Annotated in this window: 23 protein-coding genes and 2 pseudogenes; 22 read left to right on the top strand and 3 right to left on the bottom strand. The window is 36.0% G+C overall.

Annotated features, from left to right (window positions below):
- The first annotated feature begins 636 nt into the window (after positions 1–636).
- From ACK3CR_RS02930 to ACK3CR_RS02900, 7 genes are all read left to right on the top strand, one after another.
- Entirely contained in the window at positions 637–1,776 is a 1,140-nt protein-coding gene (locus tag ACK3CR_RS02930; RefSeq protein WP_243520236.1) for an acyl-CoA dehydrogenase, read from the top strand.
- A 46-nt stretch (positions 1,777–1,822) separates the two neighbouring features.
- Positions 1,823–3,790, top strand: a complete 1,968-nt coding sequence (locus ACK3CR_RS02925) for an acetate--CoA ligase (RefSeq protein WP_243520238.1) — start codon at positions 1,823–1,825, stop codon at positions 3,788–3,790.
- A gap of 200 nt (positions 3,791–3,990) precedes the next feature.
- Positions 3,991–5,352 carry an acetyl-CoA carboxylase biotin carboxylase subunit gene (locus ACK3CR_RS02920; RefSeq protein ID WP_328123745.1) on the top strand — a complete coding sequence of 454 codons (1,362 nt, stop codon included), beginning with the start codon at positions 3,991–3,993 and terminating at the stop codon, positions 5,350–5,352.
- A gap of 13 nt (positions 5,353–5,365) precedes the next feature.
- The gene (locus ACK3CR_RS02915; RefSeq protein ID WP_243520243.1) at positions 5,366–5,578 is read left to right on the top strand and encodes an acetyl-CoA carboxylase biotin carboxyl carrier protein subunit; all 213 of its coding nucleotides are present in this window, start codon (positions 5,366–5,368) and stop codon (positions 5,576–5,578) included.
- A 34-nt stretch (positions 5,579–5,612) separates the two neighbouring features.
- Positions 5,613–6,512 carry a hydroxymethylglutaryl-CoA lyase gene (locus tag ACK3CR_RS02910; protein WP_243520245.1) on the top strand — a complete coding sequence of 300 codons (900 nt, stop codon included), beginning with the start codon at positions 5,613–5,615 and terminating at the stop codon, positions 6,510–6,512.
- 30 nt (positions 6,513–6,542) lie between these two features.
- The gene (locus ACK3CR_RS02905) at positions 6,543–7,325 is read left to right on the top strand and encodes an enoyl-CoA hydratase (protein ID WP_488974725.1); all 783 of its coding nucleotides are present in this window, start codon (positions 6,543–6,545) and stop codon (positions 7,323–7,325) included.
- A gap of 30 nt (positions 7,326–7,355) precedes the next feature.
- Positions 7,356–8,894, top strand: coding sequence for an acyl-CoA carboxylase subunit beta (locus ACK3CR_RS02900; RefSeq protein WP_488974724.1), 1,539 nt, complete (start codon positions 7,356–7,358; stop codon positions 8,892–8,894).
- A 498-nt stretch (positions 8,895–9,392) separates the two neighbouring features.
- Here ACK3CR_RS02900 and ACK3CR_RS02895 read toward each other — a convergent pair whose 3' ends face one another.
- Positions 9,393–9,779 (bottom strand): hypothetical protein, encoded by a 387-nt coding sequence (locus ACK3CR_RS02895; RefSeq protein ID WP_243520252.1) that lies wholly within the window; start codon positions 9,777–9,779, stop codon positions 9,393–9,395.
- Between the two features lie 179 nt (positions 9,780–9,958).
- Positions 9,959–10,331, bottom strand: a pseudogene (locus ACK3CR_RS02890) (transporter).
- Positions 10,332–10,482: 151 nt separating this feature from the next.
- On the opposite strand from ACK3CR_RS02890, the gene ACK3CR_RS02885 reads away from it, so the two are divergent.
- The 15 genes and pseudogenes from ACK3CR_RS02885 (at position 10,483) to ACK3CR_RS02815 (ending at position 24,539) form a co-directional block, all read left to right on the top strand.
- Positions 10,483–11,520 (top strand): YeiH family protein, encoded by a 1,038-nt coding sequence (locus tag ACK3CR_RS02885; protein ID WP_328123744.1) that lies wholly within the window; start codon positions 10,483–10,485, stop codon positions 11,518–11,520.
- A gap of 321 nt (positions 11,521–11,841) precedes the next feature.
- A complete protein-coding gene (locus ACK3CR_RS02880; RefSeq protein WP_243520256.1) occupies positions 11,842–12,474 on the top strand; it encodes a hypothetical protein in 633 nt (210 codons plus the stop codon).
- Positions 12,475–12,968: 494 nt separating this feature from the next.
- Positions 12,969–13,892 (top strand): LysR family transcriptional regulator, encoded by a 924-nt coding sequence (locus ACK3CR_RS02875; protein ID WP_328123816.1) that lies wholly within the window; start codon positions 12,969–12,971, stop codon positions 13,890–13,892.
- Between the two features lie 115 nt (positions 13,893–14,007).
- Positions 14,008–14,646: an HD domain-containing protein gene (locus ACK3CR_RS02870; protein ID WP_243520260.1), complete on the top strand. Its 639-nt coding sequence runs from the start codon at positions 14,008–14,010 to the stop codon at positions 14,644–14,646.
- 180 nt (positions 14,647–14,826) lie between these two features.
- Positions 14,827–14,979, top strand: coding sequence for a hypothetical protein (locus ACK3CR_RS02865; protein ID WP_488974722.1), 153 nt, complete (start codon positions 14,827–14,829; stop codon positions 14,977–14,979).
- Between the two features lie 331 nt (positions 14,980–15,310).
- Positions 15,311–16,306 carry a DUF3231 family protein gene (locus ACK3CR_RS02860; RefSeq protein ID WP_243520262.1) on the top strand — a complete coding sequence of 332 codons (996 nt, stop codon included), beginning with the start codon at positions 15,311–15,313 and terminating at the stop codon, positions 16,304–16,306.
- A gap of 175 nt (positions 16,307–16,481) precedes the next feature.
- Positions 16,482–16,727: pseudogene (locus tag ACK3CR_RS02855) on the top strand (oxidoreductase); the annotation flags it as partial.
- A 215-nt stretch (positions 16,728–16,942) separates the two neighbouring features.
- Positions 16,943–18,331, top strand: coding sequence for an aminotransferase-like domain-containing protein (locus tag ACK3CR_RS02850; protein ID WP_488974721.1), 1,389 nt, complete (start codon positions 16,943–16,945; stop codon positions 18,329–18,331).
- A 118-nt stretch (positions 18,332–18,449) separates the two neighbouring features.
- On the top strand, positions 18,450–19,745 hold the full coding sequence (locus tag ACK3CR_RS02845) for an MFS transporter (protein WP_488974720.1): 1,296 nt from the start codon (positions 18,450–18,452) through the stop codon (positions 19,743–19,745).
- A 570-nt stretch (positions 19,746–20,315) separates the two neighbouring features.
- Positions 20,316–20,687, top strand: a complete 372-nt coding sequence (locus ACK3CR_RS02840; RefSeq protein WP_243520268.1) for a DUF2089 domain-containing protein — start codon at positions 20,316–20,318, stop codon at positions 20,685–20,687.
- The gene (locus ACK3CR_RS02835) at positions 20,687–21,076 is read left to right on the top strand and encodes an SHOCT-like domain-containing protein (RefSeq protein ID WP_243520270.1); all 390 of its coding nucleotides are present in this window, start codon (positions 20,687–20,689) and stop codon (positions 21,074–21,076) included. The genes ACK3CR_RS02840 and ACK3CR_RS02835 overlap by 1 nt, the downstream gene beginning before the upstream one ends.
- Before the next feature lie 3 nt (positions 21,077–21,079).
- Positions 21,080–21,349 (top strand): hypothetical protein, encoded by a 270-nt coding sequence (locus ACK3CR_RS02830; protein ID WP_430238380.1) that lies wholly within the window; start codon positions 21,080–21,082, stop codon positions 21,347–21,349.
- Positions 21,350–22,303: 954 nt separating this feature from the next.
- On the top strand, positions 22,304–22,600 hold the full coding sequence (locus ACK3CR_RS02825) for a DUF2089 family protein (protein WP_243520274.1): 297 nt from the start codon (positions 22,304–22,306) through the stop codon (positions 22,598–22,600).
- Between the two features lie 2 nt (positions 22,601–22,602).
- Positions 22,603–22,887 (top strand): hypothetical protein, encoded by a 285-nt coding sequence (locus ACK3CR_RS02820; protein WP_488974719.1) that lies wholly within the window; start codon positions 22,603–22,605, stop codon positions 22,885–22,887.
- A gap of 557 nt (positions 22,888–23,444) precedes the next feature.
- On the top strand, positions 23,445–24,539 hold the full coding sequence (locus ACK3CR_RS02815; RefSeq protein WP_488974718.1) for a YsnF/AvaK domain-containing protein: 1,095 nt from the start codon (positions 23,445–23,447) through the stop codon (positions 24,537–24,539).
- A gap of 519 nt (positions 24,540–25,058) precedes the next feature.
- Here the strand turns inward: ACK3CR_RS02815 and ACK3CR_RS02810 are convergent.
- Positions 25,059–25,217, bottom strand: coding sequence for a hypothetical protein (locus ACK3CR_RS02810; protein ID WP_488974717.1), 159 nt, complete (start codon positions 25,215–25,217; stop codon positions 25,059–25,061).
- Between the last annotated feature and the right edge of the window lie 426 nt (positions 25,218–25,643).

Here is a 25,643-nt window from a genome sequence, read left to right as displayed (position 1 = left end):
ATGACAGATGTAAAATGAAAGTTATTTGATATTGATCTGTCTAATAAGGCTCTATTATATAAAGTTAACGTATCTAGGGCTGTTTTATTTCCTTCTCATCCCAAAAAATAAGACATTTTTTGCAGTAAAAGTCATGCTAGTCATTGATTCACTACTATGTAGTTTAATAGATTTAAAAATATATGGATAAAATAATCATTAAGCTGACTTCATAATTCATCAATTTTGATTTTTGTCGAATATCTAAATAGACCTTCCTGCCTGCAACTTCTATGGTAGAAATCGTTTCATTTATTGATAGAATCAAAGCTCGTATCAATATCTAGTGAGGAATTTTAGCTTCCGGTGAGTTCATGTATCTTGCCTCATTTATTATTCTTACTTTTAGAACTTATTATATTTATGTTTATTGGTGTAAAACACACAATTTTTTCATAGAAGTATACATAGATTTATATTTTTTTAATATTGATAATTATAAATATTAAAAAATAACGAAAGGAGGTCGGTGCATAAAGTTTTGTTGTTATTTTGATAGTTATTAAAATAGAAAGTCGATTATGTATATTTTTGAAGGCGAAAAAATTCATCAATAATAACCGGAATGTTACGACAATAAATGGAGGTCGTTGAAAAATGAATTTTGATTTAACGAAAGAACAAGAGATGATACGTAAGTTAATTCGGGATTTTTCGGAAGCAGAAGTTGCTCCTGGAGCAGATGAACGAGATCGGACGGGAGCATTTCCTTATGAAATGTTTTCAAAATTAGCAGAGTTAGGAATCATGGGTCTTCCATTCCCAGAACAATACGGTGGTGGTGATGCTGACACGATCAGCTTTGCCATTGTCGTTGAAGAGTTAAGCCGTGTTTGTGCATCAGCAGGAATCACATATTCAGCTCATATTTCATTAGGGGGAGAACCTCTTAATTTGTTTGGTACCCATGAGCAAAAAGAGAAATACTTAACGCCAATTTGTACAGGAGAGTCATTTGGAGCATTTGGTTTGACTGAACCAAATGCAGGCTCTGATGCTGGGGGAACACAAACAACCGCAGTTCTTGATGGGGATGAGTGGGTCATTAATGGATCAAAATGTTTTATTACTAATGCAAGCTATGCCAAACATCTTGCCGTTACGGCCGTAACAAATCGCTCAAAAGGAATTAATGGAATTAGCGCATTTATCGTTCCAACGAACGCACCAGGATTTACTGTTATCAATAATTACGAAAAAATGGGTCTTCAATCTTCAAATACAACAGAATTAATCTTGGAAAATGTAAGGGTTCCCAAATATAATCTGCTGGGAACAGAAGGAGAGGGTTTCAAGCAATTTTTAGCAACCCTTGATGGCGGAAGAATTGGAATCGGGGCAATGGCCGTTGGACTTGCACAGGGCGCTTATGAAAAATCACTTCAGTATGCAAAGGAAAGGAAACAGTTTGGAAAAAGTCTATCGAACTTTCAGGCAATCCAATTTAAATTGGCCGATATGGCAATGAATATTGAAATTGCCCGGAATATGGTTTACAAAGCAGCCTGGTTGAAGGAGCAAGGCCGAATCTTTAAAAAAGAGGCAGCATACGCAAAATTATTTGCTTCCGAAATATGCATGCGCGCATGTGATCAAGCTGTTCAAATTCATGGCGGTTATGGATACATGAAAGAATATCAAGTTGAGCGGTTCTTCCGTGATGCGAAGCTTCTGGAAATTGGGGAAGGAACATCTGAAATTCAGCGTATGGTAATCGCAAAACAACTAGGATGCTAAATCCATTTTTGTAATGACTTTCAAAAAATGATAAAGGAGTAACTCCATGGATATCAATGGAATTTCACAAGTAGTTGCAAACAGTAAACTTATGTTTCCTAATAAAGAAAAGGTACGCTCTACCTCCATTGGAAGCATAGAAGCTTTTCAAGAACTTCTTCGACAATCCCAAGAAGATCCTGCTGCCTTTTGGGATAGCACAGCCCGTGACCTTGTGTGGTATGAACCTTGGAAAGAAACCATTAGTGGACAACTCCCTGATTTTCGTTTTTTTGTCGACGGCATTAGCAACCCAAGTATCAATTTACTTGACCGGCATATAGTTAATGGAGCAGGTAACCGGACAGCTCTCATTTGGGAGGGTGAAAACGGAGAGACAAAATTTTATACCTACAATATGCTTCTTGCGGAAGTGAATCGATTTGCGAATGTTCTTCGTTCATTTGGGGTGAAAAAAGGTGATTGTGTAGCTATTTTTCTTCCAAATCTGGCAGAAGCATTTATTGCCGTATTAGCGTGTTTTCGTATTGGTGCTATTTACAATACTATTTTCTCAGGTTATTCCGAAAAGTCATTGAAAGACCGTCTTATCAGCTTTGGCCCAAAAGTAGTGGTAACTGCGGATGCAACAGAACGTCGGGGCAAAGCCCTTCGATTAAAAGAAAAAGTTGATCAAGTTGTACCAACTATTCCATCTGTTGAAGCAGTCATTGTTGTCAACCGCTTAGGTTTAGAGGTTCAAATGAAAGAAGGGCGTGATTACTGGTGGCACGAGCTTACAAAAACAGCAAGCATCGTTTGTGAACCTGAGAGAATAGAAGCGAATGAGAGTGGGATTGTGTTCTATACAAGTGGTACGACAGGAAAACCTAAAGGTGTCGTCCATTCTGGAATGGCTTTTGTTATTCAAAATTACACATATGCCAAGTATCATATGGATCACCACAATGATGATGTTTTCTGGTGTACTGCTGATATTGGGTGGTTAACGATGCATATTTGGGGTATTACTGGTGCTTTAGCGAATGGTGTAACAACCGTTGTCTATGAGGGAGCAGTTGATTATCCGGAAAAAAATCGCTTTTATCAAATTATTGAAAAATACCGGGTGAATAAGTTATTTACCGCTCCAACTGCATTGAGAATGTTAAAAAGTATGGGAGAAAAACCATTAGAACAATTTGATTTATCTTGTCTTGATGTCATTTCTCTTGTGGGAGAACCTTTTGATACTGAAACATGGCATTGGACATATGAAGTTTTAGGAAAGAAAAAGGTATATATCAATAATACTTGGGGTCAAACGGAAACAGCGGGATCTCCTATCGCAGGAGCAGCCTGGCTGATGCCAATGAAACCTGGTTCCGCAGGGACTCAGTTTTTAGGGGCAGTTTTTGATGTTGTTAATGAAGAAGGCAATCCAGTTAAACCTGGTCAGTTAGGAAACTTAGTAATTAGAAAACCATTTCCTATGCTGTGCCGTACACTTTGGAAAGAACCGGAGCGATATTACGCATCCTATTTTAGCCAAGTAGAAGGAAGTTATTATGCCAGCGATCTTGCCTTGATAGATGAAGATGGATATATATGGGTAGTTGGCCGTTCTGATGACGCACTCAATGTGGCAGGGCATCGGTTAAGTACGTTGGAAATGGAAAGTGCTGTACTTGAATGCAAAGGTGTTTTTGAATGCGCTGTCATTGGGATTCCTGATGAAATAAAAGGGGAAGTTCCTTTAGTATTTGCCCGTCTAGCTGATGGTTTTGAAGGTAACGAAGAGATGATAGAACGGATAAATAGGAGTATCATCCAACAAATTGGTAAGATTGCCAGTCCAAAATCCATAATTATGACTAATATGTTACCGAAAACAGTAAGTGGAAAAATTATGCGGCGTTTATTAAAGGAAATAGTGGCGACAGGAAAGGTAGCTGGTGACATTACAGGACTTGAAGATCCATCAACTGTTGTAGAAATACAGAAGATCGTTGCTAGTAAATTATCAGCTATATAATGTTTTATTCGGGTCAGTCATTTGTTCATAAAATGCTTGATAAATACCTTGTTCTATTTAATTTTTCTCTTTGTAATCGCTAGATTGGCAGTTAAAGATGAAACTATAGATAGATGCACATATCTCTATAATATAAAAATTTAAGCTTCATGATGATAAACAAAGATCCCATTAAATAAAAGATAGAAAGGGCGGAAAGTATGTTCAAAAAGGTTTTGATTGCTAATCGTGGTGAAATTGCTGTTCGGGTAATCCGGACATGCAAGGCCCTAGGGATTATTACAGTTGCTGTACATTCAGAAGCTGATGCGGACGCTCCCCATGTAAAAATGGCGAATGAGGCCTATTTAATTGGAGGTTCGCGTGTAGCAGAAAGTTATTTAAACATTGATAAAATTTTAGAAGTCGCCCGTTTAACAAAAGCAGAGGCTATTCACCCTGGATACGGTCTGCTTTCCGAGAATGCCGAATTTGCCCGGCGCTGTGGGAAGGAAGGGCTGATATTCATTGGACCTTCTCCAGAGGTTATCTCCAAAATGGGCAGCAAAATTGAATCACGAAAAGCGATGGAAGAAGCAGGAGTCCCTGTAGTCCCTGGGATTACCTACCCTCTTGCTGATGCAGAGGAAGCGGTAGAAGCGGCTGACCGTATTGGTTATCCTGTGATGCTAAAAGCTTCCGCTGGAGGAGGCGGAATCGGAATGCAGGTTGTCCATAGCGGAGATGAAATCCGCAAAGCGTTTGCGGGGAACCAAAAACGGGCTAATGATTTCTTTGGCGATGGTACCATGTATGTTGAAAAATTTGTGGAAAACCCTAGGCATATTGAAATTCAAATCCTGGCAGACGGATTTGGCAATACCGTTTATCTATGGGAACGTGAATGTTCGATCCAGCGTCGCCATCAAAAAGTCGTTGAGGAAGCTCCATCATCCTTTCTTTCTGAAACTACCCGCAGCAAAATGGGGGAGGCAGCAGTAAAAGCGGCAAAATCAATTGGATATAAAAATGCAGGAACAATTGAGTTTTTAGTAGATGAAGAGCAAAATTTTTATTTTCTTGAAATGAACACCCGTTTGCAAGTGGAACATCCAGTTACAGAAGAAATTACAGGTTTGGACTTAGTGGAAAAACAATTGAAAATCGCAGGGGATGAAGCACTGGATTTTTCTCAGGGAGAGGTAAAACGTGAAGGTCATGCGATTGAAGTCAGAATCTACGCAGAAGATCCAAAAACATTTTTTCCTTCTCCAGGGAAAATCACCAAATTAGAATTGCCGAACGGACCTGGAATTCGGCATGAATTAGCGATTCATGATCAATCTGTAGTTACCCCTTTTTATGATCCAATGATTGCGAAGCTCATTGTAAAAGGAAGTGATCGTGACGATGCAATAAACCGTCTGCACGATGCATTAGTGGATTATCATATTGAAGGAATTAAAACAAATATACCAATGCTGGAAGAGGTCATTTCCCACCCGGCATTTCGTTCAGGTGATACGACAACGGACTTTGTTGGAAAGTATTTAAAAACTAAAAAAACAAATAACGCGAAATAGGGGAGGAATAATGATGAGTGAAATCGTAGCAAGCATGGCAGGAAATGTGTGGAAGGTACTTGTTAAAGTTGGAGATCAAGTAGAAGAAGGCCAGGATGTAGTGATTTTAGAATCAATGAAAATGGAAATTCCGATTGCAGCCGAATCTGATGGGATTGTTAAAGAAGTAAAAGTGAACGAGGGCGAATTTGTGAATGAAGGAGACATCATTGTAGAAGTTGAATAAGCCCTAAAATCATCGGAGGAAAGGTGATAAAGCAATGAAATGGCCCCCAAATATAACTATTAAAGAGGTTGGTCCACGGGATGGATTACAAAACGAAAAGGGTTTTATTTCAACAGAGGATAAAATTTCCTTGATTAATCAATTGTCCGCTAGTGGACTAAAAGCGATTGAGATTACCTCCTTCGTCAATCCGAAATGGATTCCTGCTCTTTCAGATGCCACTTTAGTTGCCACAGGCATTACAAGAATGCCAGGTGTAACCTATACGGCTCTCGTTCCAAACCAAAAAGGTTTGGAGCGGGCGTTTGAAGCGAACGTTGATGAAGCGGCTGTATTTATGTCAGCCAGCGAAACTCATAATCTAAAAAATATTAATAAATCGATTAGCGATACATTCCCTATCTTAAGAAACCTGGTCCAAAAAACCCTTGCAGCAGGGAAACTCAGCAGAGGTTATGTTTCTACTGTTTTTGGATGCCCATATGAAGGGCCTATTGATATAGATATGGTTATAAGAGTTTTGGAAACCTTATTTGAGATGGGGATTAACGAACTGTCGCTTGGAGATACGATTGGTGTTGCGAATCCAAAGCAAGTCCAAGAGTTATTGGAAGTTTTCTTAAAAAGATTTCCGGCAAATAAATTAGCGATGCACTTTCATGATACAAGGGGAACAGCCTTAGCTAACGTCTTAGTATCGTTAGAAATGGGTATTACCACTTTTGATTCTTCCATTGGGGGATTAGGAGGATGCCCTTATGCGCCTGGAGCATCAGGTAATGTGGCAACTGATGATTTACTTTATATGCTTCAAGGAATGGGAATCCATACTGGGGTGGATCAGGAAAAGCTTTTATCTGCATCCCAATTTATTCAGAAGAAGATTGGGAGACCTTTACCTAGTAAAAGTCTTCAAGCTTTAACCTCCCAATAGACATCCATACCGTGTGAGGAAGGTGAAAATATGGATAAAACGATATTAGTTAACAGGCTGGAAAACGGAATCGTGATGATTACATTAAATCGCCCTAAAGCGGCCAATGCTTTATCTCTTCAAATGTTAAAGGAACTCCAAGAAGCGATTCTATTATGTAAATATGACCGGACGATCCGTTGTGTAGTCATTACAGGGGCTGGAGAAAAGGCCTTTTGTGCGGGTGCTGATTTAAAAGAACGCGCAGATATGGAACAGGTTCAGGTACGGAAGACGCTTTCCTTGATCCGTGGGAATATCAATGATTTAGAAGCATTACCGCAGCCAATTATTGCGGCTGTGAATGGTGTTGCGTTTGGTGGGGGAACAGAACTTGCACTGGCTTGTGATATCCGTATTGCCTCTGAAACAGCGAAGCTAGGTCTAACGGAAACCTCACTGGGAATTATTCCAGGCGCAGGCGGGACGCAGCGTTTACCGAGATTAGTAGGAAAGGGACGGGCTAAGGAACTTATTTTTACAGCGAGACGTATTGATGCAGCAGAAGCCTTAGAAATTGGGTTAGTAGAGTATACGGCATCTTCAAATCATTTGATTAAAAAAGCTTTGGAAATCGCAGGGCAAATTGCCCGAAATGGTCCAATTGCCATCGCGCAAGCAAAGTTCGCCATTGATAAAGGCTATGATGTTGATATGAACACCGGTCTTGCCATTGAGCAAAGTGCCTATGAAGTGACAATTCCATCGAAGGATCGTTTAGAAGGATTACAGGCCTTTAAGGAAAAAAGAACCCCCATATATGTTGGAGAATAAGAAAACCAGATTAATAGAGGAGGAAAGACAATGGATATGAAACCTCTACAACAAACACTTGAAGAAAGAGTAGAAAGAATTAAAAAGGGGGGCGCTCTTAAGTATCATGAAAAAAACACTGATCAAGGAAAACTTTTTGTTCGGGACCGTTTAAAACAGTTATTCGATCCTGGCTTTGAACTGGAGGATGCGCTATTTGCAAACTGTATGGCGGGGGAACTTCCTGCCGATGGTGTTGTGACAGGAATGGGGAAGATTAATGGCCAGGTTGTTTGTGTGATGGCTAATGATTCAACTATTAAAGCGGGTTCCTGGGGATCACGTACGGTTGAAAAAATCATTCGAATTCAAGAAACAGCTGAGAAACTTCGTGTACCATTAATTTATTTAGTAGATTCAGCTGGAGCAAGGATTACAGATCAGGTAGAAATGTTTCCTGGACGTCGCGGGGCAGGCAGAATCTTTTACAATCAAGTGAAACTATCTGGAAAAGTACCGCAAATTTGTCTTCTGTTTGGTCCATCTGCTGCAGGTGGGGCTTATATCCCGGCGTTTTGCGACATTGTTATCATGGTAGATAAAAATGCATCCATGTACCTTGGCTCACCACGGATGGCCGAAATGGTTATCGGGGAAAAAGTTACATTGGAAGAAATGGGCGGCGCTCGCATGCATTGTTCAGTATCAGGATGCGGTGATGTACTCGCTAAAAATGAAGAGGAAGCTATTTCCATTGCCCGCAATTATCTTTCTTACTTTCCGGCAAATTTTTCAGAAAAGCCGCCGGTTCATGAGGCAGCAGCACCAAAACAAATGAAGAAATCATTGGAAGAGCTGATTCCGGCAAATCAAAACTCTTCCTTTAATATGCATGATCTTATTAATGGAATTATTGATGAAGGTTCTTTCTTTGAGATTAAGAAACTATTTGCTACCGAGCTTATTACAGGTCTTGCCCGTATAGACGGAAAACCTGTCGGCATCATAGCCAATCAGCCTCGTGTAAAGGGTGGCGTGCTGTTCCATGATAGCGCTGACAAAGCTGCGAAATTTATTAATCTTTGCGATGCATACCATATTCCGTTATTGTTCCTAGTTGATGTGCCTGGATTTATGATTGGTACAAAGGTAGAACGGGCAGGAATCATTCGACATGGTGCAAAAATGATTTCTGCGATGGCGGAGGCAAGTGTGCCTAAGATTTCTGTTATTGTTCGAAAAGCTTATGGTGCAGGTCTATATGCCATGGCCGGCCCGGCGTTTGACCCAGATGCTTGTCTGGCTTTACCTTCCGCTTCGATTGCCGTAATGGGCCCAGAAGCAGCTGTTAATGCTGTATATGCTAACAAAATTGCTGCATTACCTGACGAAGAGAGGGCTGCATTTATCACTGAAAAGCGTGCGGAATATAAAGAAGATATTGATATTTACCGGCTTGCTTCAGAAATGGTTATTGACGGAGTCATTCCGGCAAACTCACTGCGCGATGAGTTAACTAAACGCTTTGAAGCATACTCCTCGAAGTATGTAATCTTTTCTGAGCGTAAGCACCCAGTCTATCCAGTTTAATATCTGGTTTTATACGAGGAAGTTTGTTCTCTGAATAAAGGTAAAATAGGAGAATCTTTTGCAGAAGTGATTCATGATGAATCATTTTTTAAAAACTTTTTTATCTAAAACATAAAAATGATCTAACTCTCTAACACTTAAAAGAGATAAATATCAATTGAGCTCCCAGGCGTCTGTAAAAGTATATTTAATGGAAAAGAAAAAGCTCAAACTCGTTGTCATTCAACGTGTTTGAGCTTTCATTACTTTCTTGAAGATGTGTTATGTGAACTAAGAAATTATGATGTGTACAGGAAATATAGAATTAACTTTTTATATGTAGAAGTGTAAATTTGGATTGTTAAATAAAGTGTGCACGTTAGTTTGATGGTCCAAGATTATAGATAAAATCAAGAGGTATTAACCCTAAATGCTGTGGACGAAACCATAATAGAGCACCAGTTTAACGCTCCGTTTTTGAGTCAACTATTAACCATGAGGACAAAGAAAAAATGATCGTTAGACAGGCATTAGTCCCAAGACGATTAGTATGAACGCAATGGTCATTAAGATCCAACTAGGATGAAGACGGCGCATTACCCAAAGAGAAATGCTGGCAGCATACAGAAAAGAGCTGCCAGCAAGTAGGCCCGTCGCGAGCTTTACATTCTGCTCGAACCAGATTGCGGCGGCGATTAAGGTAAGCCCACTAAGTAACCAGTTAAGTGTGGTGAAATGCAGAAGCAACAGCACGAGTCTTTGTAATGGAGCAGATATCCGTTCATCCGTCACAAAAACCGCCTCGATCGGCCTGATTATCAGCCGTTGCATTAGCATTCCATGAATCACCGCCGTGCCACCACCGATGGCCCCAGCGGCTGTCAATGCAATACTTTGCCAGTCCATATCCATATACCTCCAATGAATATTATTTATGATTAAAAAATATTGAGATCTTGCATACTTTCTGAATACATTGTAATTAAACATGTTAGTCTATATAAAATAAACATATTATTATATTTTGTTAAAAAGTCCTCAGATTCTATTCATTCTAAGGACTTTTTGATTGCTAATTTCGATTATTATGTAAACTGGAAATATATATCGAGTGTATAAATAGAAAAAGAAATAATTTGTCTTGTATCAATACCAAAAAAGGTCCAGAATCTCCTAGTCCATCTGAAGCAGGAACTATAAATACAGGAAAAACCAGAAGCTAGACCCATTCCTAAGCCATATAAATATCTTTCAGAACAAACATAATGAAATAGACCTTGGATCTACAGCAAAAGAGGTAGCAGTTTGCTGAGTTGGTGTAAATGATGGTGGAGGGGCTGTTGGAGCCTGTTGTGAATTTAATGTAGGGGATCCTCCTGGTGGCCTAGGCGGCGTTGAAGGCATCTGAGGACCAAGAAACTGTTCATATGCATAGAAATCAGTATAATTGATGTCCATTTTATTTTCATCTCCCAAATCTTAATGATTAATATTATTAATCACTAAGATAATTTATCTGTATTTCACTAATGTTATATCTCCTTTTATAGTAAAAGTATAAATAAATTATTTAGTTTAAAACTAAATAATTAGTATTGGAGATAAGAATATGACAGCTAAAGAAAAAAATACAATGTTATTACGCACAGAAGTTAATAAACTTTCTTCTTTTGCCTTATGGTTTGTGGGAATTGGGTTTACTTTTATTATTGCATTAATGGGGTATGGATTGGCTAAAGTGCCTGGTTTTGATCACGTTGGGCAACTTGCCTGTGCTATTGTGATTGCTGTGATTTACCGTCAGATGTGGAGATATCCTGAAAGAATACGCTCAGGAATTGAATTTTCTTCAAAAAGATTATTACGTTTTGCTATTATTTTATTTGGTTTAAAGTTAAATATTGATGTAGTTATTCATCAGGGATTAGGTCTACTAGTTCGAGATGTAGGAACCATTGTTTTTTCAATTTTCTTAACGGTTTTAATTGCTAAATGGCTAAAGGCAGATGCTTCTTTATCTCTTCTTTTAGGAATTGGAACAGGTGTTTGTGGAGCAGCTGCTATCGCAGCCGTTTCTCCGATTTTGAAAGCAAAAGAAAAAGATACGGCCATAGGGGCCGGTATAATTGCTTTAGTAGGGACAATATTTGCTATTGGATATACACTTTTAAGACCTTATATCGGATTGACAGATGTTCAATACGGCATTTGGGCAGGTGTTGGACTACATGAAATTGCACATGTAGCTTTAGCCGCAGCTCCTGGTGGACCCGATGCTTTAGCAATGGGCCTATTAGCAAAATTAGGTCGGGTCTTCCTACTTGTTCCATTAAGTTTTATCTTAATGTATTGGATGAAACGTAGTGGAAAAGTTCAAGAAGACACAAAAATTGAATTTCCCTGGTTTTTAATAGGATTCATTATGATGAGTATTTTTGGAAGCTATGTTCTGGGAGAATACATTATTATATCTAAGAATATTATGAATGACATTTCAGGTCTGACCACTTTCATTTTAACTATGGCTATGGTGGGATTAGGATTAAACGTAAGTTTAAACGATCTTCGAACAAAAGCCTTTAAGCCACTGATTGCTATGTTTATCACTTCTATCTTACTATCTTTTCTTACATTCCTAATAATGTAGAGGTAAGAAACAATGTATTTAGTATTAAATACATTGTTTCTTTTTAACTTTTTATGGAATATATTTCACGTAAAACATCTTTTCAAAATTCATCAATAAAAAAATATTCTCTTCTAGAATTTTTAAATTGAACAGCCTTCCCCATAGATTATGAATTTTGTTTTCAATAAACCAATGTACTGAAGATATAAGAGCTTTAGAGATTCGTTGCACTTTTGTTAGTCACTAGTTAGACATATTTATTGATTTTAAACTCTTTTTGTTTATTTACTATCCAGACAGGCAATATAATCATAAGTAGACGAAGGAGGAAAAGTTTATATGAATAAGAAAATCGTTGTGCTCGGTGTTTCAATAGTGGGTGCTCTCACTATGGGCAGTATTTCTGGATGTTCTAGTGAAGAAAAATCTCCTACAGTTAACACTGGTACCTCTCAAAAACAAACAAATCTACAGAAATACACTAAGTATCCCGAAAAGAATGGCAATCAAGATGAAGAGTTTGATTTAGTAGGAACGCTGGATAAGGAAACGCAAGACGAATTAACTCTTATCATTGATAATGAAAAAGTCAAAATACCAAAAAGAAATACCTTTGAAAAAGAGGATGAAATAAATGGAGACATAAAAGGCAAATTGGTGAAAGTTGAGGTGAACACAAAAGAGCAAAATGCTGAAAGCTTAGAATTAACCCCGCAAGCTAAAGCTAATGATGAGGGTGTTTACGAAAAAGAATCAGATGGAGATTACAACGTAATTGGAAAGCTAATTAGCGAAACAAGTAATGAAGTAATGATAGAAGTACATAATGGTAAAAAGACTTATACGAAAGCAAATGATTTTGAAAAAGATGTTGACAATAAATCTCAAGATATTCAAGGTAAGGTAGTGCGTTTAGAAGTTAAAAAAGATAATAAAGTGGAAAGCCTTGAGGTAGAATCAGAGGATCAGTAAGTTTTTCTTCAAATGGGGGAAAAAGGAGACTGTACAAAAAAAGAGGAAGATATAAGAAATCTTAGTTAGCTTGACAGGGTATTAATCATTGTACAAAGTAAAATGCAAAAAGAACACAAGATAAAGTTTAAATTTGCAATTAGTAAGATAGCAGAAATTTAAAACATTAAGTAATTTTATTAAGAAAAATGCTTTGTTGATGTGCTACCAATTAACGATTATAGGTTGATTTATTCTTATATTTAACGTAAAGAAAAGCTGTTGGATGTGTAAATCCAACGGCTTTTCTTTCGATAATTAGTGTTACGTAAATAGTTTTGTCTTTAGTATAGAATAGGTAAGGGGTGAATGTTATGAACAAGAACAGATAGTGGGGAACAGAAATAGCCAAATACTTTTCTTTGGTGGAATAATTCCTTTAAATAGATTAGATTATTTAGTTAAAGAAGTATGTAAATAGAGATAGATATTTCATTAGAAGGGATTGAAATAGCATCGAATTACGACATTTAGAATATTTTTTAATGGTTAGTAAAGAATTACATTTTACAAAAGCAGCTGAAAAGTTAGGCATCTCACAACCCACTTTAAGTCATCAAATTAAAATGCTTGAACAAGAGGTAGGGTATTCACTTTTTAACCGTATTGGCAAGAAAATTGAGCTTACTAAGGTAGGAGAAATTGTACAACGAGAAGCATTGAATATTCAAGGTTCCATACAAAGTATGTCCGCCCAAATTGCAGCATTTACGAAAGTAGAAATCGGGGAATTGAAAATTGCTGTGTTACCTGGGGAAATAACAGATTTAGTATCTACTTTATGTATTCAATTTAACCGTTTATATCCGAACATTAAGGTGTTTATTCAAACTACTGACCAGGTGGAAAAGGCTGTCCTAGAAAATCAAGCTGATTTTGGCATTGGTTTTCATCTTAATCAATATGATACGTTGCAAGTGACGAAGTTGTATGATGAAGAGTTTTATCTAATTAGTAATCAAAGTAATGGTGAGGAGATGGTTTCGTTTTCCGCTGTTTTAGAGAGTCCTCTTATTTTATTTCCAAGTAGGCATCAATGTAGAAAAATACTTGATAAAACGAGCAATGAGGTTGGCAAGCAATTAGAGCCTATTGTTGAAACATCTAGTATCGAATCTATCTTGAATTTAGTTCGAAATGGTATTGGTCGTAGTGTTGTTTCGCGTACATTATATGAATTTTATGACACAGAGGATATAGTTTTCCAACATATTGAAAGTCCATCTTTGACTAGAGCCGTTTATCTCGTGATGAAAAAGAATTGTTTTGTTAATTATGCAGCTCGTAAATATATTCAGTTATTAGTACGAGAAATTGAAAAGCTTGGTTTTCACATAGGGAAAGATTCGATTACTTCTTTACAAAATTCTATATTATAGTTTTTATCTATCATTATCATAGAATTAATTGTATAGAACAATGATAAGTTTCTCTTTACAATCAAGATAGGTTCATAAAAATGGAACTATTAAATTGTAAAGGGGACTTTCAATTATGCTTCAAGAAGTAGCAGGTATTAAAATTCCGGATTCTCGCTTGGCGAAAGATGCAGCAGATATTTTACGTGAGCATGGGAACGATTTATTATGGAATCATTCAAATCGTGTGTTTTTATTTGGGGCAGTTAATGGAAAAAAAGCAAAACAGAATTATGATATAGAGCTGCTCTATGTCAGTGCTTTATTCCATGATTTAGGCTTAACCAAAAAGTATAGTAGTCCTGATTTACGGTTTGAAGTAGACGGTGCAAACGCAGCAAGAAGTTTTTTGCAGCAGTATCAAATTCCAGATGAGTCAATTCGTCTTGTATGGGATGCGATTGCATTGCATACGACACCTGGCGTTGCAGAGCATAAAGAATCTGAAGTGGCCCTACTCTTTTCAGGTGTTGGTTTAGATGTGATGGGAGATGGCTTTGAACAATTTCCTGCCGACTTGCGTGCAGAAATTATAAAATTCTTCCCACGTAACCATTTCAAAAAGGAAATTATCCCAGCGTTTTATGAGGGCTTTAAACATAAGCCAGAAACTACTTTTGGCAATATGAAAGAAGATGTTATTAAATATTTTAGACCGGAATATAAAAATAAAAATTTCTGTCATTGTATTTTACATTCACCATGGTCAGAATAAAAAATAAAAGCCGTTGAAAGTATAGTTTTCAACGGCTTTTTACGTACGATAGTCCTTGTTATAGTAACTAATCTTACTTAGGATATACTTTATTAATCAATAACTTAAGGTAGTGATAATCGAATAAATTTCTCTAAACCAATGATATACAATACAAAGTAGGAAGAGATTAGGGGATTCATGACTAACTGTGATGTACATACAATTTGGCGTACTAAGTACATGAAAAATGCCTATATCAGTGATGAGGATGGAGATTGGTTTTATCATTTTACAGGTTATGCAACGAATGGAAAATTAACAGATACAGGTTTTAAAAAGCAGCACGAATAAATAATGCTTAACTTTGTTAGTGTAATGGATTTATGTTATCTGTTTTTAGAGGAGAAATTGAAGAAAGGTCACAATGAAGGAACAGTAGTTAATGTAGCTTCAACTGCAGCATTTCACCCGGTACCCTATATGTCGATATAGGCAGTTACAAAATCATTTGTTTTACCTTTTACAGAAGGCCTGCATGAAGAATTTAGTAAACCATTATACTTAAGATTGTCTTATATCCTATAAGTAAGGGTTAGTCTTTGTTATCACTATGGAATTTATGTTAATTATAATCCTTTTGGGAATAATACTATGAGCATATATAGCATTGGAGGAAGAAATCTTGAGCAATCCCAAAAGTAGATTAACATCATCGGAAATCACAGCATTATGGACGCAATATCTTCAAGAAACAATGGCTATTTGTATTAGTAAATATGTGTTAGCCAATGTAAAGGATCCTGAAATTTTTTCTCTTTTCGAACTTACTTTAAGCCTAGCTAAAAAGCATTTAAAAATGATCGAAGACATTTTCGAAAATGAAAAAATTGAAGTGCCTAAAGGATTTACAGACAAAGATGTAAATCTAAATGCGCCTCCTTTGTTTACCGATATATTTTGGTTAAACTATATCCATGATATGACATTACATGGTTTAGCTGGATATTCAATGTCTTTCAGCGTATCTGCTAGAAAAGATATAAGAAATCATTACTATCAATGTAATATTGACACGATGGACCTGTATAATGAATCCATTGAGATTCTGTTATCCAAAGGAATTTATCAAAGATCCCCTTATTTTTCTACAGAGAAGAAAAGTCAATCTATTACAAAGTTTTCATATGTAATGGATTTATTCGGAAATAAAAGACCATTGAATTCAATGGAGGCAGGAAATATTTATTTTAATTTAAAGAAGAGTATTATAACGAAGACTCTAATTGACGGATTTAAACAAGTCATCAAGGATAAAACCATACATAAATTTATGGAGCATTGTCGAAATACCGTTAATAAAAACATAGACGTTTTTTCTTCTGTACTCAAGGAAGAAAATTTGCATTCTCCACGTTTGTTAGATGAAGAAATTACAGTTTCTAATGTAGCTCCTTTTTCAGATAAATTAATGGTGTTCCATACTGGATTTTTGTTTCATTTAGCTACTACCTATTATGCGACAGCTATGATAACAAGCATGAGAATAGATGTAGTTGGACATTGTGATGCATCTATTTTAAGGGATTTGAAGACTATTGCATCGTTTGGAAAAATCCTAATTGACAAAGGATGGATAGAAGAGTTACCGCAGGCAGATGATCGTCAAGAGTTCAATTAATGTTTAATCTCTAAACAAAATAGTGAGATGGAATAAATACCTCATAGTTTCAGGTGTTTTTTGGATTCTCTCCAAAAGATCATTAACTTTTATCCTATATCATTCAGGAATTTCATAACATCCTTTCACTACTTCCCGCTCAATCATAAAAAGTAAGTAAAGAAGGCCTTCTTTATATCAAGTTTCAGCTACAGAGAAAATTCATAAAGAAGTAAATGTTGCAACTGGAGCAGTAGGATTGATTAAAACAGGTAGACAAGCAGAAGAAATCTTAAGAAACGATCGCGTAGACTTAGTATTTATTGGACGAGAAATCTTAAAAAATCTATTCTGGGCACGTTCAGCTGCAGAAGAATTAGGTGCGGACATCGAAATTCTTGTTCAATATACACGCTATGGATCTCAATGGTTAACAATCTAAACAATATAAAGAAAAAAGCGTGAATCTATTATCATTCAATAGGTTTACGCTTTTTTCTGCTGATAATTTAGCTTATGTAAACTAAAAATGAATAGAGAATAGTACAAGAAATAATCTATAAAGTCATCAATCTATGACCTATTTTCGAAAACTTACATTATAATAGCTTTCTACACAATACAATAATATAATGATAGGAAAAAAGGATGCATATCATGCCAATTAATTCTTTTGAAAATTATCCGATGAGCTGGAAGCCATCAATTGATAAAACCAGAAAACCCATTTATCAAGTACTTGCAAGTCAGTTACAACAAGACATCTTAAATGGAATTCTATTACCTGGAACAAAACTTCCTCCACAACGAGAACTGGCTGATTATTTAGATTTAAATGTTAGTACCATTTCAAAAGCCTTTAAAGTGTGTGAGTTAAAGGGGTTGTTAAGTGCAACAGTAGGAAGTGGCACATTTGTATCATATGATGCAGTATCAAATGCGTATTTGCTCGAAGATACAAAGCCGAATCATTTAATTGAAATGGGAGCAACACTCCCAGATGATGCTTCTTACGAACCCTTACTACTCCAACTGAAAAGCATGTTACAGGAGACAGACTATGAGAAATGGTTTGGTTACGGTCGAGCAGGCGAAAGCCTTTGGCAAAAGGATGCAGCTGTAAAGCTGATTAGAAGAGGTGGATTTGAAACAACTGTTGATCACATTTTATTTGCAAATGGTGGTCAAAATGCGATTGCGGCCACACTGGCAAGCCTTTGTCAGCCCGGAGATCGTATTGGTGTGGATCAGCATACTTATCCAGGTTTAAAAACGGTTGCAGCGATGCTTAATGTGCAAATCGTACCCATAAAATCAGGGAACAATGGAATGAGTCCACCTGCTTTTGAGTATGCTTGTAAAAATGACAATATTAAAGGTCTTTATCTAATCCCAGATTATCATAATCCCACAACTCGCTCCATGTCTATTGAGAATCGAAAAGCAATTGCAGCCACTTCCAAAAAATACAATCAGTTTATTATTGAAGATGCATCATATCATCTCCTTAACGAAAAACCACTTCCAGCACTCGCATCATTTGCACCAGAACAGGTCATTTATATTGCGAGTCTATCAAAGTCAATTGCACCAGGGTTACGGTTAGCCTACGTGACTGTACCAAATCAATACAAGGAGTCCCTTTCAAGGGCGCTTTATAATTTAAATATATCCGTTTCTCCATTATTAGCAGAATTAACAGCACGTATTATTGTATCTAATCAGTTTGAAATTCTAATTAAGAGTCATCAAGAACAAACTATTAAGAGAAACCAAGTTGTGAATCGATATTTAGCAGACTATACATGTTTGGGTGATGAAACAGGCATTTTCCGTTGGTTGCTCTTACCTGGTAAAATCAAGGGAGGCGAATTCGAAAAGTTGGCTGCCAATCAGGGAGTTCAAGTATACGCAGCTGAACGTTTTGTAGTTGGAAATAGTTGTCCGGAACGGGCTGTGAGGGTTTCTGTCTGTGCACCAGAGTCCATTGAAGAGCTTGAGAGAGGATTGGTTATCCTTGAACGTTTACTAAAAACGATTACTTAATATTGTTCGCCATACAATTATTATATTGTATGGCTTTTTTTGTGCGTGTTATGATGATTCAAATCCGATTAAAAGAAGATGGGAAATATATTAATTTCCTAGAAAGGTAGGTTAGGCTATGCTACAAACAGGTGATGTAAAAAAGTTAGACGCTCCGTCATCTCGATTACAAAGCTATATTCGTTCTCCTAAAAAACAACAACAATTATATAAGAGAACACTAATTGTTGTTGTTCTATCCCAAATTTTTGGAGGCGCAGGGCTCGCAGCAGGAATCACCGTAGGAGCACTCATAGCTCAAGATATGTTAGGTACAGATAGTGTCACAGGTATTCCAACTGCATTATTTACTTTAGGATCAGCAGGAGCTGCTCTACTTGTAGGACGACTTTCTCAGCGGTTTGGGCGTCGTTCTGGACTTGCCGGTGGTTTTTTGACTGGTGGTATTGGTGCCATTGGCGTCGTTATTTCAGCATTAACAAATAGCATTGGTCTTTTATTTGCTTCACTGCTGATTTACGGAGCTGGAACGGCTACAAACCTACAGGCACGTTACGCAGGAACAGACTTGGCAAATTCAACACAAAGAGCGAAGGCAATTAGTATGGCCATGGTTTCCACTACATTTGGTGCTGTTGCAGGCCCAAACCTTGTAGATGTGATGGGAGAGTTTGCTATATCCATTGGAGTGCCTGCTTTAGCTGGACCATTTATATTAGCTGCAGTGGCCTATATACTTGCTGGTTTAGTTCTATTCATTTTCCTTCGCCCTGATCCACTCGTTGTTGCTAATGCAATATTAGAGGTTCAAAATACAACCGATAATACACCTTCAGAATCAAGTTCTCATTCGTTATCAACGAATAAAAAAGGTATTTTTGCTGGGTCTGCAGTTATGGTCCTTACTCAATTCGTTATGATTGCCATTATGACGATGACACCCATACATATGGGACACCATGGCCATGGACTGAATGAGGTAGGGCTTGTCATCGGCTTTCACGTAGCTGCTATGTATCTTCCCTCTTTAGTAACTGGTTTTCTTGTTGATAAGATTGGACGTACTACTATGGCCATTACTTCAGGAATTACACTATTAGCTTCGGGGCTTCTAGCTGCTATGGGACCTGCTGATTCAATGGGGGTACTCATTACAGCGCTGGTATTACTAGGATTGGGTTGGAACTTTGGGTTAATTAGTGGCACAGCAATCATTGTGGACGCAACTTCATCTTCTACACGAGCTAAAACGCAAGGTTCTGTAGATGTTTTAGTGGCTTTATCAGGAGCATTAGGAGGAGGCGTGTCCGGAATGGTAGTAGCCCATTCTAGTTATGCAGCTCTTTCCATTATTGGTGCTATTCTTTCATTAGTACTTATTCCGGCTATTATTTGGGCAACTCATAATAAATAATATTAATGATTAAATTTCTAACACAGGCTCACTCATTTTTATTTTTTTCTTATCTATTCTAACGCAATTATACTCTAATTCTATGTTCGTACTTTCGATATTTGACAATTTTCTTTAAAAGAGTAGAGAGAAAGAAAATACAGATAAGTTAAACTCGTCCGTAGAAATATGTCTAAGCAGAAAAGAAAAAGCACAAACTCGCTGGGAATCAACGAGTTTGTGCTTTTTTACTATGTGATGTGTAACATATTTTATGTGAACTAAAAGTATATATCTTATACATTTCTGGACGCTTTCTACATTTAAAGGGACATTAAATTAAAGAACTAGCTTATCGAAGAACTTTTCTTTAAGTGTCAAATAGGCTCTTATCTCGTTCTTGACAATCAGACAGACTCTCCAATGAGTCTGTTTTTCACTTTAACTTAAGTGACCAATAAATTAATATATTTAATATTAAAGTTAATTTTTTTAATAAAAATATAAAATTTTATAAACGATATTAAATAATTATTTTAAAATTAAAAGATATGATGTATGATATGATTAAATGAAAGAAAGGAGAACAGTATGGCGTATCCTTTACTCACTAATTGTCCGGTTTGCATGGAGGCGCTTAAAATTACTAAGCTACAGTGTAACCATTGCCAGACAACGGTAGAAAATGAATTTGAAGTTTCAAGACTGGCTGCTCTTGGTCAGGAACAGCTGCATTTTATTGAGATTTTTCTTAAATGTCGTGGAAATATCAAAGAAGTCGAGAAGGAGCTCGGAATTTCCTATCCGACTGTCAGAGGAAAATTAGATGAAATTATCTCTACTCTCGGATATTCCTCTCAGAAGAAACCCGAAGTAGATAAGAAAAAAATTGTATCGTTATTGGAAAAAGGAGAAATTACGGCAGAGAAAGCCATTCAGTTATTAAAAGAGGGGGAAGTATAATGAAGGACGAAATTTCGAGAGTCTTAACGCTGGTGGAGGAAGGAAAGATTGATAAGGAAAAAGCAAGTGAATTAATTAATATTTTACAAGGCAAAGATCAGCCAGAGCTAGTGACAATAAATAAAGAAGTTCCATATGGAAATAAAATGTTAAAGATTCGTGTGACCTCCGAAGAAGGAGATAATGTAAATGTGAATTTACCGATTAATCTGGTAAAGGCTGTTTTAAAAGTAGGTACAAATATTGCTGAAAAAATACCTGAGGCAGAAAAATATGTAAAAGATATTAACATTGACCTGCTCATTGAAGCAATTGAAAATGAACTGGACGGACAGATTGTTGACATCACCTCAGCCAATGGTGATAAAGTCTTCGTGGTGATTGAATAGATTATGTTAAAAGTCAAGGTGAAAGTAAAGGATAAACGATTTTCCATTCCCGTTCCCTATGCGGTTTTAAATTTGGTTAGTTTGATTGTTACATCAAAAAGGATTAATCGCTTAATAAATAAAGCAATTGAAAAGGATGACAGCAAATTCATCTTTCCAGAAATTGAAAGAAAAGATTTGAAGCTGTTGCTGCAGGGATTTTCTAAGCACAGGGGAGTTATCCTTGTTGAAACGAGATTGAAGGATGGAACTGAGGTAGAAGTAAAGCTTTAAATAAAACTTCTAAATCGCATTTTTTAATGGAAACTGCTTCGTCTTTTTGGTCATTTTGTGCCTAATTTATAGGATTGGAAATAGTAGTAAGACAATACAAGAGACTAACAGTGTTTCTCTGATTTTCTGTTCAGTACCAATACTGATTATTGTACCCATTTTCCACTAAAGGGCACTTTAATGGAGAAATGAAAAAGCCTAATTTCTTCGCATCAAATTGAAAAATTAGGCTTTTTAATATTGAAATTTCCTTAACGTTGTAAACCCTGATTTTCCTGACGCTACCCCTATAAGATTAGTATCCTCTTTCACTCCCCCCGTATCTAAGATATAATTTTTGGAAGATATCCCCTTGAAGATTGGAGTGTTATTCCCATTACAATAAATCATCAAAAAATGAAAGTTTATAACAGAAAAAAACTTATTATAGTTTTTTTAATACTCGTCATAATACTGACCTCTTGCTGTGCTTATTATATCTATTGGGGTAGGTTTAAGAAAACCACATTTTTAAAATTGTCATCTCCCCATCATCTAAATAAAGTAGAACTTATACAAATTGGAAATGCGCTTATTGCTAGTCCTGATAAGATAGAAATTTATTTTAAAAATAAGTATGATGAAACAGCACGAATAGAAACGGCATACATAGCTAATAAGTGGGCAAGTAATGGAAAAGAACTTTACAATATAACGTGGAAAAACGATAATCATATTCAAATTAAAGGGAAAGAAAAAGCTCAAACTTGTTGAATGACAACGAGTTTGAGCTTTTATCCCTTCACGGAAGATGTTTTATGCAAACTAGAAATGTATATCATATACACCATGTCTTTTATCAACAATACCAACCAAAGTTTATAACATAATTGAAATAAATTTAAATATTTTTATTTTAAACTTGAATAAAGTTAATATTTAGTTTAATATTATTTACATAGGTGGTGGTTATTTATGGAAAGAGAAGAAATTCCTTCATGGGTCCTTGCATTAGATAAAGAGTCTTTAGAATTTATTAGAAAATTTATTTTGAATTCAGGGTCGTTAAAAAACATGTCTAGTCTCTATGATGTTTCTTATCCAACTGTACGAGCAAAACTAGATCGTTTAATAAAAAAGATTGAAATGCATAGTCAAGAAGAAGATGTAGAATTTGTAAATATGATTAAGGGTTTTGTTATTGACGAACGTTTGAGCCTCGATGTGGCTAAAATCATTATTGAAAAATATAAAACAGAAAAGGATGTTTAATTATGGATCATATAGTGAAAATACTAGTAGTCATTCTTATTTTGCTTACTCAAGAATATTTACCAACACGAAAGAATCCTTATTTAGGCGGGATCCTTCCAATTGTATACATAGGCGTTATTAGCCTCTTTTTTAATAGATTAATGGATAATAATGATCATTCTTCTACATGGGTCATACTAATCGTTGCTTTATGTGGACTGCTAAGCACATGGATTTCGGGAAGAGAACGTTTTAAAAAGAAAAGACAAAAAGAATTAGATCGAATTGAATTACAAAATCTTTGATGGTTTTTAAGTACATTTATTTTATAACTTTATAGAGAATTTAAGTTAAGGATTTAGTCCTTAACTTTTTTAATTCCTATAAGCAACATTATGGTAACTATATATTGAAGGCAAATATAATCTCTTAGTGAAATTAAGGTAATTTATGGTATTTTATGTTAAAAAACTCATTAAAATATAAAAGTTGAGGAGATAATCTATGAACCACTTCAAACATGAGACTTATATTTTATTAGATTTACCAAAAGTTTGTAAAAGTTATAATTTATTGAAAGTCAATCATCAGCTTTTGAATCTTATATGTAAAATCAAAAACTTATTTATTCTTACTGATAATAAATAGGTGGTAAGGATACTTATATAATTTGAAATATTTCCATAATACCTCATCTTTCTATATTTTAGAATTTACATATTATTTACATATTATTTACTTACACAATCACTCGTACCACGTTTTAACTAGAAAACTGTTGGGTACATAATATACATAACGAAAGTGGAATTAAATGTAAGTGATAGTTTGCGTTTAAATTAAATTTTAAGGGGATGGAAAAATGGGCATAAGAAAACGAGTTGTGGGAACTTTTTATTCGGAGCAAGAAGCGATACACGCAATTGAAGGGTTAAAACGTCAGGGGCATCGTGAGACAGATATAATAGTAGTAGCAAAGGATAGAAGTAATACTCTACGGTTAAGAGCCGAGACTGATGTAATGATAGAGGCTGGCACACCAGCTGTAAGTTCGTTGGCAGGGGTCATGATGGACAACTTTCTTACCATGATGACAGGTGGAATGACTACTACTAAACAAGCTGGTGGTCTAACTTCAAAACTTGTTAGAATGGGCATTCAAGATTTTACTGCGAAACAGTGTGAAACGGATGTAAATCAAGGGAAAATCCTTGTCCTAATTGATGTGGATGAAACTCACACAATTCCTTCATATTCTACAATTAGGGAAGCTCCATATGAGACAGAGGAGCATAGGGCAGTGCAACTTCGCGAAGAACAACTCGATGTAAGGAAAGAACGTGTTCAGACTGGGGGAGTACAACTTCGTAAGGAAATCGTAGAAGAAGTACGAACTATCCAGGTTCCGGTTGTCCGTGAGGAAGCCTACGTAGAACGTCGCCCAGTCTTAGATGGTCAGTGTGATGACAGCCCATTGACAGAGAATGAGATCATTCGTATTCCTATTATGGAGGAACGAATTGAAGTAACCAAAAGACCTGTAGTTGTGGAAGAAGTGATTATCGGCAAGCGTAAAATTCAAGAGATTAAAGAGATGAAGGATACTATCCGTAAGGAAGAAGCACGAGTTGAACAATCAGAAGCTCCTGCGGTTCCCGAACTTTCTGACTCTGAAATCTATAAAAACATGGATAATTCCGTAGACCAAAGTCATCAAGAAGCTGCTACTGCACTTGCTCCTAAGGCTCCAAAAGAGGAAAAGGTTACACTTTCAACTAACAACAAGAAACGAGAAGCCCAACTTAAAGTGAAAACTTCCCCTGTTATCGAAGAGCTTGGAGAGGTTGCAGACTCAGTAAATAATCAAAAAATAGAAAGTCAAGTTAAAGATACGGATATTACTGCTTCTGAAAAAGAGAACAATAATAAGAATTTAACAAACAAGAAAAAGAAATAAGTAAAGCTCCTCTACAGTTATAATAGAGGGAATAGTTGAGAAGGTTTAAGGAAGAGCTGCCTAGCTTTGTTGGCAGCTTTTTCTTGTTTTCCTTCATCATTCAAATCGTAAGCCTCATTTGTTTAACAAATAAAAGTCCTCAATTTTCACTAATTAATTGAGCTTCTAACCACCCGAAAAAGTATAACTAAGGGGAAAGTAAAAAGCATAAAACCATTAAGTAACAAAGGTTTTATGCTGCTGATAAGATTTAGTATTTTAACTAAAAGGTGATACATATAGTCATATTTAATATGTATCACCTTTTACTTCTTTTTCAACAATCAAGCCAGATTGTTGAGTAACTCCTTTATAAAAATGGTACAAATCGTTTTTTCTTTAGTTAGATATTTACGGCCAATCGCTTGAGGTGGTCTTTTAAACCAACCGTGCTTAATTATTAAATTGCAGTATCTCAATCAAATCCAAACGAGGGATGGTTTAATCTTAAAACAGAACAAAACCACTCAGAATGTTTTTTTAATCACGCATTGCCCCTGCTTCTCGGGAAGTCATTGCTCCTTGTCCTTCACTTACATCTTTTTGAATTTCTTGTTTTACTTTTTGTACATCAGTTCCGGAAAATTCTGGCTTCATAATAGAATTCAAATTCTCTTTAGCTTGTTTATTCTGTTGCATACAAGTCCTCCTCAATTTATTGTTTAACAATCTTATTATTTACAAAAAAACACTTAGTATATCCCAAAAATTTCAGCGAATTTTACTTAAAGTAAAGGGGACTGTTGTAGAAAATCGTTATTAATATTACCTTGAAACCAAGTCTTCATGAAAAGGGCACCATTGTGGAACATCAAATATAAATATTGTACTAACTAAATTTAATCTAACTTATAATCTTTAATTGAATATAGATTGCTACGTTTAGAGTTAATACTTTAAGCGTTTTTTATTATCAATTTCCGGTAATAAACATGATGTTAACTAAATTTGTATAGAGTATTCATTCGATCCTTTAGATTTTCTTCAATAACTAGTGCAGTTATGCCAAGACGTGACTTAAATATTACAATCTTTTCCGACGACCAATTCATAATGATTTAACGG

Source organism: Priestia sp. TRM10, assembly GCF_057808375.1.
This window is presented reverse-complemented; position numbering and strand designations above follow the sequence as displayed.

What these genes read in the sequence shown, in the direction of transcription:
- ACK3CR_RS02930 (WP_243520236.1), top strand. Translation starts at nt 637, where the DNA reads ATGAATTTTGATTTAACGAAAGAACAAGAGATGATACGTAAGTTAATT.
- ACK3CR_RS02925 (WP_243520238.1), top strand. Translation starts at nt 1,823, where the DNA reads ATGGATATCAATGGAATTTCACAAGTAGTTGCAAACAGTAAACTTATG.
- ACK3CR_RS02920 (WP_328123745.1), top strand. Translation starts at nt 3,991, where the DNA reads ATGTTCAAAAAGGTTTTGATTGCTAATCGTGGTGAAATTGCTGTTCGG.
- ACK3CR_RS02915 (WP_243520243.1), top strand. Translation starts at nt 5,366, where the DNA reads ATGAGTGAAATCGTAGCAAGCATGGCAGGAAATGTGTGGAAGGTACTT.
- ACK3CR_RS02910 (WP_243520245.1), top strand. Translation starts at nt 5,613, where the DNA reads ATGAAATGGCCCCCAAATATAACTATTAAAGAGGTTGGTCCACGGGAT.
- ACK3CR_RS02905 (WP_488974725.1), top strand. Translation starts at nt 6,543, where the DNA reads ATGGATAAAACGATATTAGTTAACAGGCTGGAAAACGGAATCGTGATG.
- ACK3CR_RS02900 (WP_488974724.1), top strand. Translation starts at nt 7,356, where the DNA reads ATGGATATGAAACCTCTACAACAAACACTTGAAGAAAGAGTAGAAAGA.
- ACK3CR_RS02895 (WP_243520252.1), bottom strand. Translation starts at nt 9,779, where the DNA reads ATGGACTGGCAAAGTATTGCATTGACAGCCGCTGGGGCCATCGGTGGT.
- ACK3CR_RS02885 (WP_328123744.1), top strand. Translation starts at nt 10,483, where the DNA reads ATGACAGCTAAAGAAAAAAATACAATGTTATTACGCACAGAAGTTAAT.
- ACK3CR_RS02880 (WP_243520256.1), top strand. Translation starts at nt 11,842, where the DNA reads ATGAATAAGAAAATCGTTGTGCTCGGTGTTTCAATAGTGGGTGCTCTC.
- ACK3CR_RS02870 (WP_243520260.1), top strand. Translation starts at nt 14,008, where the DNA reads ATGCTTCAAGAAGTAGCAGGTATTAAAATTCCGGATTCTCGCTTGGCG.
- ACK3CR_RS02865 (WP_488974722.1), top strand. Translation starts at nt 14,827, where the DNA reads ATGACTAACTGTGATGTACATACAATTTGGCGTACTAAGTACATGAAA.
- ACK3CR_RS02850 (WP_488974721.1), top strand. Translation starts at nt 16,943, where the DNA reads ATGCCAATTAATTCTTTTGAAAATTATCCGATGAGCTGGAAGCCATCA.
- ACK3CR_RS02845 (WP_488974720.1), top strand. Translation starts at nt 18,450, where the DNA reads ATGCTACAAACAGGTGATGTAAAAAAGTTAGACGCTCCGTCATCTCGA.
- ACK3CR_RS02840 (WP_243520268.1), top strand. Translation starts at nt 20,316, where the DNA reads ATGGCGTATCCTTTACTCACTAATTGTCCGGTTTGCATGGAGGCGCTT.
- ACK3CR_RS02835 (WP_243520270.1), top strand. Translation starts at nt 20,687, where the DNA reads ATGAAGGACGAAATTTCGAGAGTCTTAACGCTGGTGGAGGAAGGAAAG.
- ACK3CR_RS02830 (WP_430238380.1), top strand. Translation starts at nt 21,080, where the DNA reads ATGTTAAAAGTCAAGGTGAAAGTAAAGGATAAACGATTTTCCATTCCC.
- ACK3CR_RS02825 (WP_243520274.1), top strand. Translation starts at nt 22,304, where the DNA reads ATGGAAAGAGAAGAAATTCCTTCATGGGTCCTTGCATTAGATAAAGAG.
- ACK3CR_RS02820 (WP_488974719.1), top strand. Translation starts at nt 22,603, where the DNA reads ATGGATCATATAGTGAAAATACTAGTAGTCATTCTTATTTTGCTTACT.
- ACK3CR_RS02815 (WP_488974718.1), top strand. Translation starts at nt 23,445, where the DNA reads ATGGGCATAAGAAAACGAGTTGTGGGAACTTTTTATTCGGAGCAAGAA.
- ACK3CR_RS02810 (WP_488974717.1), bottom strand. Translation starts at nt 25,217, where the DNA reads ATGCAACAGAATAAACAAGCTAAAGAGAATTTGAATTCTATTATGAAG.